Consider the following 16,863-nt stretch of genomic DNA (forward strand, 5'->3'; position numbering starts at 1 on the left):
GGGCCCCCAATTCGAGGGAGTCCGCCGGGGCACAGGGCAGAAGTTCTCACCGCCGGGCGAACGGCACCGGTACATTACTGAGCAAATGACTTCTTCCTTTCGCGTCTCGGAACCCGTCGCCGCAGCCCTGGCGGAGAACCGCCCGGTCGTCGCCCTCGAGTCGACGATCATCAGCCACGGCCTGCCCCGCCCGCGCAATCACGAGGCCGCGCTGGAGTTCGAGGAGATCCTGCGCTCCGCCGGCGTGACGCCCGCGACCATCGCGGTGCTCGATGGCGTGCCCCAGATCGGGCTCGACGCTGAGGGTGTGCGGCGCATCGCGGAAGACGAGCTCGCCAAGGCCAGCGTGCGCGACCTGCCGATCATTGCCGCCCTCAAGGTGAGCGCGGCCACGACCGTCGCCGCGACCTCGCACCTGGCGACGCTCGCGGGCATCCGGGTGTTCGCGACGGGCGGCCTCGGGGGAGTGCACCGCGGCGCGAGCGAAAGCTTCGACGAGTCTGCCGACATCCCGACCCTCGCCGTCACCCCCATCACCGTGGTGAGCGCCGGCGTGAAGTCGGTGCTCGACATTGGCGCGACGCTCGAACGCCTCGAGACACTGAGCATCCCCGTCGTGGGCTACGGCACCACGGTCTTCCCCCGGTTCTGGCTGCGCGAGTCGGCATACTCGCTCGACTGGTCGGTGGACACGGCGGCCGAAATCGCCCTGATCATGCAGGCTCGGGATGACTCGCAGCTGAGGCAGGGCATCGTGGTCGCCAACCCGATCCCGCTCCACCAGCAGTGGGACCCTGCGGAGCATGATCGTGTCCTCATCGAGGCGCTCGCCGCAGCAGACGCCGCCGGAGTCACCGGCAAGGCCGTGACCCCCTTCCTTCTGCTGTACATCGTGGAGGCCTCCGGCGGGCGCAGTCTCGAGGTCAACCTTGACCTTGCGCGCAACAACGTGCGGGTTGCGGCCGAGATCGCCACCGCCTGGAGCGCACTGCGTGCCTGAGGCATCCGCTCGCATCGTCATTTTCGGAGACGTGATTGACGACGTCGTCGTGGTTCCCAGCGCCGCGATGCGTCCCGACACCGACACCCCGTCAGCGATTCGTTTTCGCGCGGGGGGATCCGCGGCCAACACCGCGGCGTGGCTCGGGCACCTCGGAGCGGACATCGATTTCATCGGTCGCGTCGGTGCCGATGACCACGCGCGGCACACCGCGCTGCTGACCGACCTCGGTACGCGCGCGCACCTGGTGGCCGACCCGGTGCTGCCCACCGGCACGATCGTCATCATCGTCGACGGTCAACACCGGTCGATGCTCACCGAGCGTGGCGCCAACGCCGCGCTGTACCCGACGGCCGTGACCGACGACATGCTCACCGGAGCACGCGTGCTGCACTTCAGCGGCTACAGCCTGTTCGGCGACCCGGGAGGGCACGGCATTGCCGCGCTCATCACGCGTGCCCGGGCGCTGGGGGTCGAGGTGTCGATCGATCCGGGTTCCGCGGGGTTCCTCGCGGACTTTGGGCCGCGCGCATTTCTCGATGCGATCAGGGGCACCTCGATCATCTTCCCCAACCTCGAGGAGGGGCGTCAGCTCACCGGCCAGCACGACCCGTGGCTCATCACCACACAGCTGGCGCGCACCTTCCCGGTGGTGGTGCTCACGCTCGGTGACGGTGGCGTCATCGTCGCCCGCGGCGGGCAGCATCCCACGCGCGTGGCGGCGGTCGACCTCGAGGTGGTGGATCCCACCGGCGCGGGCGACGCGTTCGCCGCCGGGTTCCTCGCCAACTGGGTCGTCACCGGGGATCCCATGCTCGCCGCCGCCGCGGGGTCGCAGGTCGCAGCGAAGGCCGTCACCGAGATGGGCGGCCGGCCGCTCCGCTAGGCGCGCTTGACGACTTCGTACGCGGCGAGGGCGTCCTTGCGGGATGCCCCGAGGTCGACGATCGGCGCAGGGCGCAGTTCCCCGTCGGGCAGCCACTGCGAGACGTATTCGCGGTGCGGGTCAAACTTCGACGCCTGCAGCACGGGATTGAACACGCGGAAGTACGGTGCCGCGTCGGCGCCACTCCCGGCAACCCACTGCCAGTTGCCCGGGTTGCTCGCCTCGTCGGCGTCGACCAGGCAATCCCAGAACCACTGCTCGCCGATGCGCCAGTCCACGAGCAGATTCTTGATGAGAAAACTCGCCGTCACCATGCGCACGCGGTTGTGCATGTAGCCGGTTGCCCACAGCTCACGCATTCCGGCGTCCACCAGCTCGATGCCGGTGTTGCCCTGCTGCCACGCCTCGAGTTCCTCGGGCCGCGGCTGCTCCCAGGGGAACGCGTCGAACTGCGCCCGGTAGTTCTTCTGCGCGAGCTCCGGGAACGTGTAGAGAATGTTCCAGTTGAACTCGCGCCAGCCGATCTCGCTGAGAAACTTGGCAGCGTTCCTGCGCGCGCCCGCGTCGAGCGTGCCGCGCAGCCGGTGCCAGACCTGGAACGGACTGATCTCCCCGAACCGCAGGTGGGGACTCAGATGTGAGGTGGCGTCGTGGGCGGGTTCGTCGCGCCGGTGGTAGTCGGCCAACACCCGGGTCGCGAAGCGCTCCAGTGCGTCTGACGCGGATGCCTCGCCCGGCACCCATCGCTCGCGCAGCCCGCCAGCCCAGTCCGGGGCCGTCGGCAACAACGTCCACTCCTCGAGCGCGTCGCTGGCGAGCCCGGCGTCCGGCGCCGTCAGCCCCGCCGGGGCGTCCAGCGGCAGCCGCGGATCTGCCCGCTGCAGGCACGCATTCCAGAACGGCGTGAAGACGCGGTACGGGTTTCCCTCGGCCGTCGTCACCGTCCACGGCTCAAATAGCAGGCTCGCCTGGAAGCTCTTGACCTCGAGCCCCCGCTCCCGCAGGGTCGTCTTCAGCCCAGCGTCGATCTCGCGCGCGGCGCTGTAGCGGCGGTTCCAGTAGACGGCGTCGGCGCCGGTCTCATCCACCAACCGGGGAATCTCGGTCGCGGCCTCACCGCGGCGCAGGATGAGGCGGCTACCGAGGGCCTCGAGTGAGCGCGCCAGGGAGGTGAGGCTGTGGTGGAGCCACCAGCGGCTTGCTGACCCGAGCGGGCGGATGCCCCGGCTCGTGTCATCCAGCAGATAAACGACCACGACGGAACCCCCACGCTCGCTCGCGGCGAGCAGGGCAGGGTTATCGGCGACCCGCAGGTCATCGCGGAGCCAGACGATCGTGATGGGGGAACTCATCGTTCCAGAGTACGAGCGGCGGCTGGGCGAACGGCCGGGTTTACTCTTCGGTGGCGTCGATGCTACGACGAAGTTTGTCGCTCAGGACGCTGAGCTGCTGCAACTCGGTCGTGGTGAGCGCGCCACCCACGTGGCGGGCGATGGAGGCCGAGTGACTGACGGCGACACGACGGAACAGGGCGTAGCCCTCATCGGTGAGGCACACGAACGTACCGCGGCCATCTCCCGGGTCGCTTTCCTTGCGCACAAGCCCCCGGGCGAGCAGACGGTCGACGAGCCGGCTCACGCTGGGCTGGGTCAGCAGCAGGTGGCGGTTGAGATCGCGGATGCGGAGCTTGTGCCCCTCCTGCCGTGACAGGTTGAACAGCACGTCGTACTCGTTGAGGGAGAGCTCTCCGCTCGGGAATTCCTGATTCAGCTTGCGCAGAACCGTCACCTGCGCGCGGAACAGTGATTCCCAGGAGTTGATCGCCGTCTTCGACTCATCGTTCACTCTTCAACTCTATGCACTGCCGAGACAATGTCGGGAACGGATGCCTCCCTGTGACGGCCTCTTCGTTCCGCTGACCGCGGAACGGGGCCCGAATCCGGGGCAACGACGAGAAAACGGGCCGTTAAACAGGATTGAGGGTCGGTTTCAGAGGCTAGAAACCGACCCTCTCCCTTGCACCAAGAGTGTCCTGCAATCACATTCCGCAGAAGCTGCCACAGCAAACAACTTCTGCCCTTGAAATATATAACGGGAAGGTAACGGAGCGCTAGTTATGCAAACGTTATTTTCCTGCGAATTTGCCAAGTGACGAAAAAGTGGCCGTCAGTGTCCTTTGCCACCTAACTTGTCCGTTTGCCACCTAACTTGTCCGCCGTGACAGATTCGTGTCCGTTGTGCCACCTAAGTTGTCCGCGACGCGCGAGTCGTTCGTCTATTTCTAAGAGCACCGGGCGTAGCGTTTTTGGTGTCAGGTTTACGTCGCCGGGAGGAAATCGCTCCGACCAAGGTGGTTTGACGTGGCAGAACGAATCGCAGTCCTTCGTCGCAAGAGCTTGTCTGCGGCCGACGCCCCTCATTCCGCCTATCTGTTGAACGGGCATCAACACCAGATCGAATTCACCCAAGCTTCCCGGGTCGCTTTCGAGCACTGTGCACCCGTGCGGCAATTCCCGTCATGGCGAGGAAAGAGGAACTATTCGGGTTCCTACTGGTCGTCGACGAATAATTCGCACGTGGAATTCGAGTCGTTTTACGAACGAACCGCGTTGATGCAGTTCGACAGGGATTCGTCCGTCGTTGCCATCTCTAGCCAACCAATGTGGATTGTCTGGCCGTCTGGCAGCGAGCCGCGATCACACGCTCCCGACTTCTTCCTTCGGCACGCTAACGGTGACGGAGAAGTCATCGACGTTCGCCCAGAGAAGCGGATAGATGATGTCGCCGTACGAAGTTTCGACGCCACCCGCCGAATGTGTGAGCTGGCGGGGCTCCGGTATCGAGTTGTATCTGACCTCGACGCGACTCTTGATCAGAACCTTCGGCTGCTCTCCCGATACCGAGATCGGCGATGGGCACCGCCATTAGAAGCCCTTGATCAGCTGATGACGCTCGCTGGTCAAACGCTGGCACTGCGGGCCCTTATTCAAGCTCTGTCGCGAAACGTTCAAGAGTCGCCCGCCGCTGGCTGGGTGTACTCGATGATCTGGGCGGGGACAGTAAATGTCGACTTGCGAAAACCCCTCGGACTGGACCAGGTCGTTCACGTTCCGGGTCGGACTCAATCATGAAAATACGGGTGGGCGAGGAGGTCGTGATCGAGAACGTCCGCTATGTGGTCAGCGCCCTTTCCGCAGTCTCAGCCGCGTTGTGCCAGATCGACACTGGCGTCACGAAGGAGATCCTGATCTCAGAGCTTGTCCGACAACCCCTCCTGAAGGCAGAGACGGCCGCCCGGCACGCAAACGACGTCCGCGAAATCGCGATCCTGCAATACCTCGACGCTTCCACTCGGGCCGAAGCCGACTTCTGGCTCACACACCTGCGCGAGCTCGAGTCGAGGATCGAAGCAGGAGCCGACGCTTCCGAGGCAACCGTCACCAAGCTTGCCGAACTGGCAGCCCTTGGCCGCCCGATCACGGATCGAACCCTTCGACGGAAGCGGTACGCGCTACGACAGAGCGGTATCGCGGGATTGATCGATCACCGCCAGCAACGCGTGGCCGGCGAGAGGCGACGAATCGACGAGCGGGTAGTTGCCGCATTGGCCGAAGTTATGGAATCTCAACGGAACGCGTCTACGGGGACCCGGACGCGGTTGATTGCGCTGACTGCTCAGATGCTCGCTCAACGGTTCGGCGTCGGAGAAGTTGATTTGCCCCCGGCAGGTTGTCGTAGGACACAATTTCTCGTTTCGTAAAGGCTGCTTGGCAGCCATAAGCAGACGCGAATCTATCCGCGTCTCAGTGTCTTGTGTGACGCCGAGTATCACTCTAGACCTTCAATGTACTTTTGGGTACTGGGGAGGTAGATTCGATGTATGCCTACACAGCCTTTGAGCGTTCGAGCCGTCAGCCGGCACGCAGTTCGAGAGGAGCTTGCTCGGATCGCGTTCGATGAGTTCTGCGCCACAGGTTTCGACCAAGTCACCTTCGCGGACCTTGCCGGTGCAACCGGGGTGTCCCGGAGCACGTTCTTGCGGTATTTCGCGAATAAGGAAGACGTCGTGTTGTTCGTCTTCGATCCGATCGGCGACATCGTTGCCGAAGCCCTCAAAGCCAGGGGCGAAGAAGACAACGATTGGCTCGCCCTGCGGCAAGCTTTCGATCCGGCCATCCAGTTCCTTTTGGACGACCAAAAAGAGGTCATCGCGTTCTTGGATCTCATCCAAGCCACGCCAGCGCTTGGGGCTCGGTTCCGAGAGAAGCAATTCGAATGGCGACCAGAGGTCGCGCGAGAACTGGTTCGGGGCAACTCGGATCAGAAAGCGTTGATTGCGGCACTCGTTCGAGTCGCAGCAGCATTCGAGTGCTTTTCCATCGCCCTTGACACGTGGCGCGAGCAAAAAGGCACAGAAGATCTCGCGGAATTGCTCGATGCCGCTTTCGGCGCTCTCCTGGTTCCAGGCGCGAACTAGGGCATTTCTGATAGCGGCCATTCGCCCTCAGAGCCCGCTGGCGCGAGTCCGAGGAAGGCATCCATCATGGGATGGTGATGACGAGTTTTCCCGCGCTGGAGCTGTGGTCGCGTTCGAGTTCGATCAATGCCGGGATGGCGTCGGCAAGAGGGATAGTGCGGGCGATGTGGGTAGCGATCTCTCCCCGCCCCGCGGCGTCGGCGATGAGCTGTAGGTCGTTGCTGTTGGGTCGACCCATGAATGCCGTGTAGGGGCCGGGCAGGATGCTGCGCGCGAATTTCACTGCCGAAGGGACAATGTCGATGATTCGCCCGCCGGGCTTGAGCATCCGGCGTGCGGCGGTGAAAGGCAGGGTCCCCGCAGTGTCGAAGACGACATCGTACCGACCGGTCAGGGGTGCGGAATCGAGATCGAAGGCGACGACCGTGTTAGCGCCCAGTTGGTAAGCGTCTGTTTCTGACCCAGACCTGCAGCTACCGGTCACGGATGCGCCGACACCGGTTGCGACCTGCACGGCTATTCGGCCGACTCCACCGAGACAACCATTGATGAAAATGTCTTGTCCCGGCTGCAGCCTGCCGGCGTTGATAACGGCCTGGTAAGCAGTGAGCCCGACAACGGGCAGTGTGGCGGCTTGCGCAAAGGTGAGAGCGTCGGGCTTGTGGGCGACGGACTGCTCGTTTGCGATCACGAACTCCGCGAACGCTCCCGCTTGTTGCAGGCGCGCCGCCCCCAACACTTCATCACCGATCTGGAGTCGGGTTACGCCCTCTCCGACCCGTTCGATGACCCCGGCGAAATCGTGGCCGACGCCGCGAGGGAACTTCCTTCCGGTCATGGCCCGCATCTCGCCGTTGCGAATTTTCCAATCCATGGCGTTCGCGGCGGCCGCGCGCACTCGCACCAGCACCTGACCGCGTCCGGGGCTGGGGGTTTCCACCTCTGCCAGCGCGAGCACGTCCGGTCCGCCGTAGCGGTTGTATTGCAGGCGTCTCATCGTGCTCTCCTGACAGTGTTCAGGCCGCGACGGGCCAGAGCGTAACCGGTACCGATGGCGGCCAGAATGGGGATCGTGTACCGCAACTGCGACCAGTTGTCTTTCGCGGGCGGGTCCACGCCCGCCGTCCCGGGGTAGAAGAATGCGGACAGCTGGCTTACCCAGTACACCGACGCGGACAGGGCGGCCGCGTCCAAGCCCACGCGCCCAGAGCCGGGCCGCCACAGGTTCACCAGCGTGGCTACCGACAGCACCACCCCGGAACTCATCGTCTGCGCGTTGTGAAACTTTGCGTGCGGTGGCCAGGAAGTGTTGTAGATGTGGGTCTCGTTGAAATCGAACACGAATGGGCCGATCATCTGCGCCACAGCGGTCGCCGACATCACGGCCTTTCCTGCGAACGTGGACGTCGCCCCGGCGGCCGGCGCTCGACGCGAGGGGGCGAGAGCGAATCGTTGAGTTGCGCGCTTCATGCGAGGACGACGAATCCGAGGATCGCGGTTACGAGTGGCAGCACGGTGAGTACGATCGCGACGCCGGGGGATTCTTTGCGACGGAGGTGCACGACGACGGCTCCAGCCATAACGACGGTCAGGCAGATGCCAGCGATCGGGCTGAGAATCATGGCGATACCTGTGAGTGGCGGCAGGATGAGGCCGAGAGCGCCGATGGCTTCGGCGAGGGCGATGAGCTTGACGTTGGCGGGTGAGAAGTCTTCGACCCATCCCATTCCTGCTGCTTTCAACGCGGGGACGGGACGTACGAGTTTCATGATGCCGGCGCCGAGGAAGGCGAACGCGGTGATACTGGCGATAATCCAGAAGGCGATGGTCATGGGCGTTTCTCCAGAAGAGGTGACACTGCGGTGAGGCGGAAAGGCCGGTAGTCCCCGGGCCGATGTTGCCGCGGCTAGGACGCGTCGGCGGGTCGAGGCGCGCGTGCCGGCGTGATGATGCGGTGGCTGATCCGCCAGTGCCCATCGTGGCGTCGAAGGGTATCGGCGTAGGTGACGGCGTGCGGGGAACCATCAGCCATGATCATCAGGCCCTTGGACAGCGCGTCGGCCTCGTTGTCGCCCCTGCCGGTAACAACGATGTTCGTCACGAAATGTGCCAGCGGGGCGTGACCGCTCTGGGCCAGTCCTGCTGCTGCGGCGTGAATCGCGTCCATCCCCGTAAACGCTCCCATGCCCGACGCGGACATGTCGTAAACCGCGTCAGGGGTGAACAATTCCTCGAGACGGTCCAGGTGGTTCTCGTCGGATATGTGAGCGTGCAGCGCGAGAGTTTCAGAGATCTCGTAGCGGTCGTCGGAACTCAACATGGTCTGATCCTTCGTTCAGTAAGTGGTACTGGGTACCGTAGCACACTCAATACCTACCGGGGATGGGTACCTTTCTGTGTAGACTGAGGTCATGTCTGACTTCGCTGCCGCACCCGAATCGTTGACTGTGCGAAAGAAACGCCGTGCGCAGCAGAGCATTGTCGAGGCCGCCGAAGAACTCTTTAGCGCGCACGGCTTTGAGAACGTGTCCGTTACCGACATCGCCGCTCGAGCCGAGGTCGGCCGCACCACGTTCTTCCGCTACTTCGGCGACAAAGCCGAAGTCGTTTTCGCCCACGAGCAACAGATGCTCGACACAATTACCGAGATGGCGTCACGCAAGTCGGTCGAGACCGCCCGCACCCCAGCCGAAGCCATCGACCAGTTGCAGCCCATCGTGCTCGAACTCTGCACGAAGGCGAGCGCCAACGCCGCCGCATACGCCCTGCACTACGAACTGATCGCGAAACACCCCGAACTCCGGGCACGCGACGCTCTCAAAAACCAACTCATCGCAGACACCCTCAGCCAACTTCTCGTTGCCCGAGGAACCGAAGAATCCGTCGCCATCTTCGCCGCCCAAATCGCCCTCGCCTGCGCTCAAACCGGACGACGGCAGACGAACAACCCGCACACCCTCGTCGCTGACACCCGCGCTGCATTCGAGCAAGTCCAACTGCGCGCATAAACACGCCGCAAAAACTCGTTCAGCGTGCAGGCATTTTTCTCGCGGTCTGGAGCAGAACGAGCTCGCTGCGAATCGCATCGCTTTCTGGGGGAATTTTGCAGCGGTAAGCGCCGCTCGGGATGCCCGAGGGGCCCTTCAGCGTTGGGACTGCTTCAAGGTCAGCGACCACGCCACTTCACGCGTCTGTGTTGCGAGTCCATGAGGCGATCCTCTTCAACCGGGCAGGTCGGATTCGGTCTCTCTGAACTCGACGATCGCTTCCCCGTTAGACCGCGCCCACTGTGTCAACATCACGATGGGTTCCTGGAGGCTCAGGCCGAGTTCGGTCAGACTGTATTCAACACGGGGAGGGGCTTCGGCGAAAGCCTGTCTGGTGACGAGCCCGTTGGCTTGGAGGCGACGCAGGGTATGGGTGAGGACCTTGCGGGATATCCCACCGATGAGGGTGACGAGATCGCCGTGCCGTACGGGCCCGTCGCTCAGGGCGAAAAGGGTGACCACCGACCATTTGTCGGCGATGACCTCGATAGCCAGGCGTGCTGGGCAGTCGGCCAGAAAGACGCTGCCCGCGGTGATGCTCATGCCATCACCGTAGCAAGGCGTTAGGTACCAATCGGTAACTAACGAATCTCTAGCGTCGATGTCATGGAACTCGGCGTCTTTTCACTCACAGAACTCAGCCGCGGTGCGACGGTCTCTGACCGTGTCCGCGACATCATCGACTTCGGCATTCACGCCGACGAGGTCGGCCTTGACGTCTACGGAATTGGTGAGCACCACACCCCGCGGTTCTCTGTCTCCTCCCCTGCCGTCGTCCTCGGGGCAATCGCAAGCCGCACGTCATCGATCACTCTCACCAGCACCGTCTCCGTGCTGAGCATTCTTGACCCGGTCCGCCTCTTTCAGGATTTTGCGCAACTGGACACGGTTTCGGGTGGCCGTGCCGAGATTACTGCCGGTCGCAGCGCCTACCGAGAGCCGTTCGACATCTTCGGTGTCCCGATGGACAAGTACGACGCGGTCTTCGAGGAAAAACTCGATCTCTTGCTCGCACTCCGCCAGAATCGCGAAGTCACCTGGGCGGGTCGGTTCCGGCCGCCGCTTGATCACGTCGCACTGGTCCCTCAACTGGATCGTCCCCTGCCCCTCCGCCTCGGTGTCGGTGGAACGCCGGCGAGTGCTGCCCGTGCCGGCCGCCTTGGACTGCCCATGACTCTCGCTTTCCTGCACGGAACACCCGCTCAACTACTACCGGCCGTCGGCCTCTACCGACAAGCTGGCGAGCAGCACGGGCATGACCCGGCCGAGCTGGCTGTGGGCATCGTCAGTCACATGTTCATCGGACCCACATCGCACGAGGCCCGCGACACGTTCTACCCCCACTACCGAACCTACGTCGCCGACGGCCGTGGGATCCAACTGGACAGGGAGACTTTCGACGAGATGGCGGGCCCGGACGGCCCCCTTGTTGTCGGAAGCGCCCACGAGGTAGCCGACAAACTCCTGCGGCTCGACGGCACGCTCGGACTTGACCGATTCATGGGCCAGGTCGATATCGGCGCTCTCCCGCGCGAAGCGGTCCTCGCCTCCATGGATCGCCTCGCGGCCGATGTCCTACCCGCCGTACAGCGCCAAGCACGCAATTCCACCACTAATTAAGGAAACGATTCATGCACATCGCCGCCCTCACCTTGTCCGTCCTCCTCGCCCTCGTCATGCTCGGTTCCGGGATGATGAAACTAGTGCGAGCCCCGCGAATCGTCACGGCCATGGCAGCAGTACACGTGACGCCATCGCAGATGTCGGTACTGGGCATCGTGGAACTGCTCGCCACCGTCGGCCTCATCGCTGGGATCTGGTTGCCACCGATCGGTCTCGCCGCCGCCATCGGAACGGTCCTCTACTTCGCTGGGGCCATCCTCGCGCACCTGCGCGCTCACGATCCCGACCGTAATGGAGCTATCGCATTCCTTGCTCTGGCCGCGGCCACTCTCACGCTCATCGCGGTAGCCAGCTGACCATCAACCCGACTCAGTATTAGAAGTGTCGTAGAAACGTAAGGCTTTCCGAGGCACTTAAAATTTCTCTCGAGCCGAGTTGAGAAGTGACTGATTTCCGGGGCGTGATTTGTCGCGGAAACGTGTCTTACCCCAAAGCTTCTTTGCTCGAACTCGAGGAATTTCTCGATCCTTCGATTTGGACTGGTTGGCTGTCACAGCTCTACCACCATGCCCGCGAAACGGCGCGGCGAACAGGCCGGACTGCCGGGGATTTTCGATGACAGGCCAAGTGTCAATTGGACAAGTTGGCTGGCAAGGGACAGTCAGCCCCTGCCGGGCGGCGGCCCCGTGTGGTCCGATGTTGGTGTGGTTTAGTGCCAGAGACGGGAGCGACATGACCGAGACGACGACGTACAACGTTCACGTGATCCGCGAATTCGATGCGCCGATCGAGCGACTCTGGGAGGCCTGGACCGAGCCGGCGGACCTGCGTGCCTGGTGGGGCCCCGCCGGTTTCGAGTGCACCTGGGCGACGGCGGACGTGCGTCCCGGAGGACGCATCTTCGTGACAATGCGGGCCCCGGCGGAATATGGAGGCTTCGAGCAGCACAGCGTCTGGAACATCACCGACGTGCAAGCGCCGGAGCGACTCGGCTACCTGTTCACCTTCACCGACGCCGACGGCAATCGCATCACCCCGGAGGAGGCCGGCGTCCCGGAAGGCATTCCTGACGGGGTCGAGCAGGAAGTGATGCTTGCCGACATTGGCGACGGACGCACACGGCTGGAAATGACCGAGTACGGCTACACCTCGGCGGAGAGCCGTGACCTCTCGCGGGAAGGCCTCGAGCAGTGCCTCGACAAGATGGCAGCCCTGGTCGAAGACACCGGGTGAGCGCGCGTGCTGTCCGCGCCCACGCCGGTCACGTTTGCTATTGCACGGGCCGGGGTGGGAGAGTCAGCGGGTGGATCTCACATACGTCGTCGTCTTGGTTATCGTGTTGGCCATCTTCTTCGACTTCACCAATGGATTCCACGACACCGCCAACGCGATGGCAACGCCCATTGCGACGGGTGCCCTTCGGCCAAAGGTCGCCGTCGCTCTCGCGGCAGTGCTCAACCTCGTCGGAGCATTCCTGTCGACCGCCGTCGCGGCGACCATCTCCGGCGGAATCATCCGCGAGGGCCCGGGCGGCGTCGACATCACTCCCTCCATGATTTTCGCCGGGCTCATCGGCGCCGTGATCTGGAACCTCGTTACCTGGCTGCGGGGGCTGCCGTCATCCTCGTCCCACGCACTGTTCGGCGGGCTCATCGGTGCCGCGCTCGTCGGTGCGGGGCTCGACTCCGTGGACTTCAGCGTGGTCCTCTCGAAAGTTGTGCTTCCTGCATTGCTGGCGCCGCTGGTCGCCGGCATCGCGGCCTTCCTGGCGACACGACTCGCGTACCGCATCACGAGACGGCCGGTGGAAAAGAACAAGCGAGCCGGGTTCCGGGTGGGCCAGATCTTCACGTCCTCCCTCGTTGCCCTCGCGCACGGCACCAATGACGCTCAGAAGACGATGGGTGTCATCACCCTCACGCTCATCGCGGGTGGCTTCCTCCAGACTGGATCTGCCCCGCCCTTCTGGGTCGTTGTGGTCTGCGCCTGCGCAATCGCCGCGGGAACGTATTCGGGTGGATGGCGAATCATCCAGACCCTCGGCGGCGGCCTGACAGACATCAAGGCAACGCAGGGCTTCTCGGCCGAGGCATCCACCGCAGCAACTGTCCTGGCGTCCAGCCACCTGGGATTCGCCCTGTCGACAACGCAGGTCGCTTCGGGCTCCATCATTGGTGCCGGACTTGGCCGTCGCGGCGGCGCAATTCAGTGGAGCACCGCTGGCAAGATCGTGGTCGCCTGGTTCATCACCCTTCCGGCGTCTGCCGCGGTCGGCGGCCTGTGCGAGCTGATTGCCCGTCTCGGCCCCGTGGGCCTGCTCATCGACGCCGTCCTCGGACTCACGGTGATTGTGGGGATCTTCGTCGCGTCGCGACGGCGCCCGGCCGAGCAGTCAAATGCGCTCGAAGTGGATGTCGCGATGAACTCGGTGATGACGCGCAACGAACGTCGTAACGCGCAGAAGAAGCGCAGCGAAGAGTTGCTGGCCGCCCGCCGCAGGCTGAGCGACGAGTCATCCCTGTTCGGCTACGGACAGGACGCATCGTGATCGACTGGGGGTCCTTCGTCGTTGTTGCGGTCGTGTCGATCGGGTCGGCCGCCGTGCTCGTGTCGTTGTTTTCTTTCGGTCTGCGTCTACTGGCCGGCGAGAACCGCCGGTGGGGTGCGCGGATCGGCGCCTATGCGTGCTTCGCGCTGGCTGCCCTGGGAGTGCTGTACGGCATTTACCTGATCGTGCCAGCCCTGCACAAATAACGCGGCAGGCGCCCACTATTGCCGCGGTCACACCGACATCGACGGAAATCCCGCATTACACCAAGTAAATTGTCAGCCGTCTAATCGATCGGCTGGCGGATGGTGGATGTGCCGGTCAAAACAATCGTCTCAATAGACGACCCGATCGAGGAGTTCGTTAAACTAAAACAGCGGAGTGTCAGCTTTGGTTAGCGGGCGATTAGGCAGCTGGAATCCTGATCGTCAATGAGAGGCTGATCGGCTGATACAGAGTGCGGCGCACGTAGCCAGCGCCCCACTCTGTTCCTAGCAACAGTTACATCTGGCTACATTGGGTGCAGCGACGGTACCCGTTCGTGCCACGCTCTCGATTTCGGAGCGGAATTTGCTGCCCTGTGGGGCAGTTGTCGTGGTCGTGATAAACGTCCGGGTCAGATGAATTGCTGGAGTAATAGGGTGGAACGGTCATCGCTGGCTCCTTTGCCGTCGGTGCCGGAAGTCCGGCACCGAGAGGTTAGCGCTAACCACTGACAAAATCTCGCTATACGACCAATCCCTATCGGCGGAATGATCTGAGACCGCTTCCACCCTGTCGGTATTACCCGGGTAGAGCGGCGATGGCGCTCACCTCGATGAGGGCGCCGGGCACGCCGAGTCCGGCGACCCGTGCCGCGGTCACCAGCGGGGGAGTTCCCGCGCCGCCGAGGCGGGGTGCGATTGCTCCGTAGGCGGCGTTGATGTCGGCCTTCTCGTCGATGAGAACCGTCCACTGCACGACGTCGGCGAGGCTGGCGCCGGCTGCCTCGAGGGCGATGAGGGCGTTGTCGAGTGCGCGGCTGGACTGCTCGGCGACGTCGTCGGAGACGACCTTTCCGGTCGTGTCGACACCGTTTTGACCACCGACGTAGATCGTCGCGGCACCGGCGGGCACTATCGCGACATGGCTGAAGGCGGGACTCGCAACGAGTCCGTCGGGTTGAATGCGCGTGATTTCCATGCGTTCCACGGTTGCACCAAGCGACGGCGGGGGCAATCGGTCAGGCGTAGTGAAGTTGGGAGCCTTCACGCTCCGATCGTGAAGGTGCGTCCCGGTGCCGCGTACTCGATGGGGCCGTCGTATCGGGTGGCGGCCCGCGTCAGCGCGTCGGCCGGGTCCAGGAAACGGCCCACGTGAGTGACGATGAGTCGTCCCGCCCCGGCATCCCGGGCCGTGGTGCCCGCATCTTCCGGGGTGTGGTGCACCTGCGGGGCATCCACTGGCGCCGCCGCGCTCTCGGACTCGCAGAGCAGGGCATCGCTTCCGCGGGCCAGCTCAGTGAGATTCGCGCAGGGGGCCGTGTCTCCGGAGAAGGTCAGTGAGGCGCTGCCGGTGGAGATGCGCACGCCGAATGCCGGGATCCCGTGGTCGACGGCGGAAGTGCACAGCATCAGGTCGCCCACGCGCACGTCGCTTCCATCGACATGTTCGTGCACGTCGAAGGCGGACTCGATGGGCGCACGCGATCCGCTGTTGGTGTGGTATCCCGCGAGCCGGTCGGCGATACCGGGGGGACCGTAGAAGGGAAGCGGAGTTTCTCGGTGAATGTCTGAATACAGCAGCGCGTAGTACGCGGCGAGCAGGTCTGCGCTGTGGTCAGCGTGCAGGTGGGAGATCCAGATTGCGTCGATCTCGTCCAGCCGCACATGCTGCTGGAGCGGCCCGATCGTGCCGGATCCGGCTTCAAGCCAGAGGCGGGTGGAGCCCGACGTGACGAGATAGCCCGAGCAGGGGTTGTCGGCGCTCGGATACGGCGTTGAACTGCCGAGAATGGTGAGCGCGAGAGGACCTGACATGCACCGAGCGTACAAGCGGTTACGGTCTCGACGCTTAGTCCTGGCTGGTTACCAGCCGCTCCATCACGTCGAAGAACGCGTTGTAGCCGATCACCGTCTGGGCGTACTGCTCCTCGGTGAGATTGCCGCCGCTCTGCGTCATGACCATCTCGGTGCCGCCGTCCGCGGTCTCGATCAGGCTCACGGTGACGGGCTCGCGGGCCGGGTCATCCGGCTGGTCGGTCATGGTGAACGACACGAACGAGGGCGGGTCCACGGCGATGTATTCGCCGGTCCAGTTGATCGTGGGGCCATCCGGGATGTGCATCGTTGCCTTCCAGATGCCGCCGGTGCGCACGTCCATCGAGAGCGTCTCGAGCGGGACATCCACTCCATCCGTCCCAAACCAGATCGAGAAGTCTTCCGGTGTCGTCCATGCCCGGAACACACGCTCACGCGGTGCGGCAAAGGTGCGGGCGATGGTCAGTCCGTCAGTCATTGACGTTCTCCTTGGGTGAGAGGCGGAAACCGATTGACTCGACAATAGCGGCTGCGGGGGAACGGTGGCACGGCGAATATTTGCCGGCGACGAGGGGCGGATGACCCGTCAGTCGTATACCCGAACGAGGCACCACTCGTCCCTGCGCGCATCCACCAGGCGCACGTCAAAGACGCGCACCTCATGCCGCTCGGCATTGGTGGCCTGAAAGCGCCAGCCGAGGGCGACCCGGGGAGGGTGGGTCATGGCGGCGTAGTCGAATTCCGGCTCGAGCCGCGTCGGCGTATCGGACACGGAGTACCGCGTCCCGTTCCACACAAGGCGCACCGGAACGCCCGCGTCACTGGTCCAGACGGCCACAGCCGCGTCAACAATCATCACAACGCCTCCATGCGATTCGAACACACGTTCGAATGTTAATGGAGACTAGTACGGTGTCTGGGGAAACGCCAAAGGTTTGTCAGACCGCCGGTCTAGAGTGACGATCATGACGATTACCGCGCTTCTCGACCTCACACTCACGCCCGAATCCCTCGAGGAGGCGCCGGCCATCATCGACCAGGTGCTCACCCAGACGCGTGCGTTTGAGGGATGCCTCGGGCTTGAGGTTCTTCAGGACGAAACGGACCCGACGCGCGTGATGGTCATTGAGCGCTGGGACTCTCCCGAGAGCGACGCGGCATACCGCGCCTGGCGTGCGACGCCCGAGGGGACGTCCTCACTTGGCTCGATCCTCGCGGCTGCGCCCACCCTCGTGAAGTACACGACGCTCAGCGAAAAGTAGTG

The 16,863-nt window shown here is 63.7% G+C and carries 23 protein-coding genes; 12 read left to right on the forward strand and 11 right to left on the reverse strand.

Going from position 1 to position 16,863, the window contains the following annotated elements; translation table 11 throughout:
- Positions 1-85: 85 nt before the first annotated feature.
- Both HB677_RS09720 and HB677_RS09725 read left to right on the forward strand, forming a co-directional pair.
- Entirely contained in the window at positions 86-1,000 is a 915-nt protein-coding gene (locus HB677_RS09720) for a pseudouridine-5'-phosphate glycosidase (RefSeq protein ID WP_213815508.1), read from the forward strand.
- Complete coding sequence (locus HB677_RS09725; RefSeq protein ID WP_213815509.1) at positions 993-1,886, forward strand: PfkB family carbohydrate kinase; 894 nt, start codon at positions 993-995, stop codon at positions 1,884-1,886. Before HB677_RS09720 ends, HB677_RS09725 begins: the two co-directional genes overlap by 8 nt.
- Here HB677_RS09725 and HB677_RS09730 read toward each other — a convergent pair.
- Together HB677_RS09730 and HB677_RS09735 are read right to left on the reverse strand one after the other, a co-directional pair.
- Complete coding sequence (locus tag HB677_RS09730) at positions 1,883-3,238, reverse strand: deoxyribodipyrimidine photo-lyase (RefSeq protein WP_213815510.1); 1,356 nt, start codon at positions 3,236-3,238, stop codon at positions 1,883-1,885. The two genes, HB677_RS09725 and HB677_RS09730, sit on opposite strands and share 4 nt — an antisense overlap.
- A 40-nt stretch (positions 3,239-3,278) precedes the next feature.
- Entirely contained in the window at positions 3,279-3,731 is a 453-nt protein-coding gene (locus HB677_RS09735; RefSeq protein ID WP_213815511.1) for a MarR family winged helix-turn-helix transcriptional regulator, read from the reverse strand.
- A 515-nt stretch (positions 3,732-4,246) separates the two neighbouring features.
- On the opposite strand from HB677_RS09735, the gene HB677_RS18950 reads away from it, so the two are divergent.
- The 3 genes from HB677_RS18950 (at position 4,247) to HB677_RS09750 (ending at position 6,363) form a co-directional block, all read left to right on the forward strand.
- Positions 4,247-5,017, forward strand: coding sequence for a TnsA-like heteromeric transposase endonuclease subunit (locus tag HB677_RS18950; protein WP_213815512.1), 771 nt, complete (start codon positions 4,247-4,249; stop codon positions 5,015-5,017).
- Complete coding sequence (locus tag HB677_RS09745; protein WP_213815513.1) at positions 5,014-5,646, forward strand: hypothetical protein; 633 nt, start codon at positions 5,014-5,016, stop codon at positions 5,644-5,646. The genes HB677_RS18950 and HB677_RS09745 overlap by 4 nt, the downstream gene beginning before the upstream one ends.
- A 120-nt stretch (positions 5,647-5,766) precedes the next feature.
- On the forward strand, positions 5,767-6,363 hold the full coding sequence (locus HB677_RS09750) for a TetR family transcriptional regulator (RefSeq protein ID WP_213815514.1): 597 nt from the start codon (positions 5,767-5,769) through the stop codon (positions 6,361-6,363).
- A gap of 64 nt (positions 6,364-6,427) precedes the next feature.
- On the opposite strand, the gene HB677_RS09755 is transcribed toward HB677_RS09750, so the two are convergent.
- From HB677_RS09755 to HB677_RS09770, 4 genes are all read right to left on the reverse strand, one after another.
- Complete coding sequence (locus tag HB677_RS09755; protein WP_213815515.1) at positions 6,428-7,321, reverse strand: NAD(P)-dependent alcohol dehydrogenase; 894 nt, start codon at positions 7,319-7,321, stop codon at positions 6,428-6,430.
- A gap of 35 nt (positions 7,322-7,356) precedes the next feature.
- Positions 7,357-7,743, reverse strand: a complete 387-nt coding sequence (locus HB677_RS09760; protein ID WP_307852561.1) for a DUF6640 family protein — start codon at positions 7,741-7,743, stop codon at positions 7,357-7,359.
- Between the two features lie 86 nt (positions 7,744-7,829).
- A complete protein-coding gene (locus tag HB677_RS09765; RefSeq protein WP_213815517.1) occupies positions 7,830-8,195 on the reverse strand; it encodes a DoxX family protein in 366 nt (121 codons plus the stop codon).
- A gap of 74 nt (positions 8,196-8,269) precedes the next feature.
- Entirely contained in the window at positions 8,270-8,683 is a 414-nt protein-coding gene (locus HB677_RS09770) for a nuclear transport factor 2 family protein (RefSeq protein ID WP_213815518.1), read from the reverse strand.
- Between the two features lie 91 nt (positions 8,684-8,774).
- On the opposite strand from HB677_RS09770, the gene HB677_RS09775 reads away from it, so the two are divergent.
- On the forward strand, positions 8,775-9,371 hold the full coding sequence (locus tag HB677_RS09775; protein WP_213815519.1) for a TetR/AcrR family transcriptional regulator: 597 nt from the start codon (positions 8,775-8,777) through the stop codon (positions 9,369-9,371).
- Positions 9,372-9,584: 213 nt separating this feature from the next.
- Here HB677_RS09775 and HB677_RS09780 read toward each other — a convergent pair whose 3' ends face one another.
- Positions 9,585-9,953, reverse strand: coding sequence for a helix-turn-helix domain-containing protein (locus HB677_RS09780; protein WP_213815520.1), 369 nt, complete (start codon positions 9,951-9,953; stop codon positions 9,585-9,587).
- 63 nt (positions 9,954-10,016) lie between these two features.
- Here HB677_RS09780 and HB677_RS09785 point away from each other — a divergent pair, with 63 nt between their 5' ends.
- From HB677_RS09785 to HB677_RS09805, 5 genes are all read left to right on the forward strand, one after another.
- The gene (locus HB677_RS09785) at positions 10,017-11,030 is read left to right on the forward strand and encodes an LLM class flavin-dependent oxidoreductase (protein ID WP_213815521.1); all 1,014 of its coding nucleotides are present in this window, start codon (positions 10,017-10,019) and stop codon (positions 11,028-11,030) included.
- An 11-nt stretch (positions 11,031-11,041) separates the two neighbouring features.
- Positions 11,042-11,389, forward strand: a complete 348-nt coding sequence (locus HB677_RS09790) for a DoxX family protein (protein WP_213815522.1) — start codon at positions 11,042-11,044, stop codon at positions 11,387-11,389.
- Positions 11,390-11,765: 376 nt separating this feature from the next.
- The gene (locus HB677_RS09795) at positions 11,766-12,266 is read left to right on the forward strand and encodes an SRPBCC domain-containing protein (RefSeq protein WP_213815523.1); all 501 of its coding nucleotides are present in this window, start codon (positions 11,766-11,768) and stop codon (positions 12,264-12,266) included.
- Between the two features lie 70 nt (positions 12,267-12,336).
- A complete protein-coding gene (locus HB677_RS09800; RefSeq protein WP_213815524.1) occupies positions 12,337-13,581 on the forward strand; it encodes an inorganic phosphate transporter in 1,245 nt (414 codons plus the stop codon).
- The gene (locus tag HB677_RS09805) at positions 13,578-13,787 is read left to right on the forward strand and encodes a hypothetical protein (protein WP_213815525.1); all 210 of its coding nucleotides are present in this window, start codon (positions 13,578-13,580) and stop codon (positions 13,785-13,787) included. Before HB677_RS09800 ends, HB677_RS09805 begins: the two co-directional genes overlap by 4 nt.
- Before the next feature lie 577 nt (positions 13,788-14,364).
- Here the strand turns inward: HB677_RS09805 and HB677_RS09810 are convergent.
- The 4 genes from HB677_RS09810 to HB677_RS09825 all read right to left on the reverse strand — a co-directional run bounded on the left by HB677_RS09810 (position 14,365) and on the right by HB677_RS09825 (position 16,455).
- Positions 14,365-14,763 carry a RidA family protein gene (locus HB677_RS09810; RefSeq protein WP_213815526.1) on the reverse strand — a complete coding sequence of 133 codons (399 nt, stop codon included), beginning with the start codon at positions 14,761-14,763 and terminating at the stop codon, positions 14,365-14,367.
- A gap of 65 nt (positions 14,764-14,828) precedes the next feature.
- A complete protein-coding gene (locus HB677_RS09815) occupies positions 14,829-15,599 on the reverse strand; it encodes an MBL fold metallo-hydrolase (protein ID WP_213815527.1) in 771 nt (256 codons plus the stop codon).
- Between the two features lie 34 nt (positions 15,600-15,633).
- Positions 15,634-16,077 (reverse strand): SRPBCC domain-containing protein, encoded by a 444-nt coding sequence (locus HB677_RS09820; protein WP_213815528.1) that lies wholly within the window; start codon positions 16,075-16,077, stop codon positions 15,634-15,636.
- 108 nt (positions 16,078-16,185) lie between these two features.
- The gene (locus HB677_RS09825) at positions 16,186-16,455 is read right to left on the reverse strand and encodes a hypothetical protein (protein WP_218624620.1); all 270 of its coding nucleotides are present in this window, start codon (positions 16,453-16,455) and stop codon (positions 16,186-16,188) included.
- Between the two features lie 109 nt (positions 16,456-16,564).
- On the opposite strand from HB677_RS09825, the gene HB677_RS09830 reads away from it, so the two are divergent.
- Positions 16,565-16,861, forward strand: coding sequence for a putative quinol monooxygenase (locus HB677_RS09830; RefSeq protein WP_213815530.1), 297 nt, complete (start codon positions 16,565-16,567; stop codon positions 16,859-16,861).
- Positions 16,862-16,863 lie beyond the last annotated feature (2 nt).

Origin of the sequence: Glaciihabitans sp. dw_435, from assembly GCF_018449675.1 — a bacterium.
In the GTDB taxonomy this organism is placed as follows: Bacteria; Actinomycetota; Actinomycetes; order Actinomycetales; family Microbacteriaceae; genus Glaciihabitans.

Excerpts from the sequence above, each read along its gene's own strand:
- HB677_RS09745 (WP_213815513.1), top strand. The coding sequence starts at position 5,014 with ATGAAAATACGGGTGGGCGAGGAGGTCGTGATCGAGAACGTCCGCTAT.
- HB677_RS09770 (WP_213815518.1), bottom strand. The coding sequence starts at position 8,683 with ATGTTGAGTTCCGACGACCGCTACGAGATCTCTGAAACTCTCGCGCTG.
- HB677_RS09785 (WP_213815521.1), top strand. The coding sequence starts at position 10,017 with ATGGAACTCGGCGTCTTTTCACTCACAGAACTCAGCCGCGGTGCGACG.
- HB677_RS09795 (WP_213815523.1), top strand. The coding sequence starts at position 11,766 with ATGACCGAGACGACGACGTACAACGTTCACGTGATCCGCGAATTCGAT.
- HB677_RS09765 (WP_213815517.1), bottom strand. The coding sequence starts at position 8,195 with ATGACCATCGCCTTCTGGATTATCGCCAGTATCACCGCGTTCGCCTTC.
- HB677_RS09780 (WP_213815520.1), bottom strand. The coding sequence starts at position 9,953 with ATGAGCATCACCGCGGGCAGCGTCTTTCTGGCCGACTGCCCAGCACGC.
- HB677_RS09760 (WP_307852561.1), bottom strand. The coding sequence starts at position 7,743 with ATGTCGGCGACCGCTGTGGCGCAGATGATCGGCCCATTCGTGTTCGAT.
- HB677_RS09830 (WP_213815530.1), top strand. The coding sequence starts at position 16,565 with ATGACGATTACCGCGCTTCTCGACCTCACACTCACGCCCGAATCCCTC.
- HB677_RS09730 (WP_213815510.1), bottom strand. The coding sequence starts at position 3,238 with ATGAGTTCCCCCATCACGATCGTCTGGCTCCGCGATGACCTGCGGGTC.
- HB677_RS09775 (WP_213815519.1), top strand. The coding sequence starts at position 8,775 with ATGTCTGACTTCGCTGCCGCACCCGAATCGTTGACTGTGCGAAAGAAA.
- HB677_RS09815 (WP_213815527.1), bottom strand. The coding sequence starts at position 15,599 with ATGTCAGGTCCTCTCGCGCTCACCATTCTCGGCAGTTCAACGCCGTAT.
- HB677_RS09750 (WP_213815514.1), top strand. The coding sequence starts at position 5,767 with ATGCCTACACAGCCTTTGAGCGTTCGAGCCGTCAGCCGGCACGCAGTT.
- HB677_RS09810 (WP_213815526.1), bottom strand. The coding sequence starts at position 14,763 with ATGGAAATCACGCGCATTCAACCCGACGGACTCGTTGCGAGTCCCGCC.
- HB677_RS09790 (WP_213815522.1), top strand. The coding sequence starts at position 11,042 with ATGCACATCGCCGCCCTCACCTTGTCCGTCCTCCTCGCCCTCGTCATG.
- HB677_RS09825 (WP_218624620.1), bottom strand. The coding sequence starts at position 16,455 with ATGATTGTTGACGCGGCTGTGGCCGTCTGGACCAGTGACGCGGGCGTT.
- HB677_RS09720 (WP_213815508.1), top strand. The coding sequence starts at position 86 with ATGACTTCTTCCTTTCGCGTCTCGGAACCCGTCGCCGCAGCCCTGGCG.
- HB677_RS09820 (WP_213815528.1), bottom strand. The coding sequence starts at position 16,077 with ATGACTGACGGACTGACCATCGCCCGCACCTTTGCCGCACCGCGTGAG.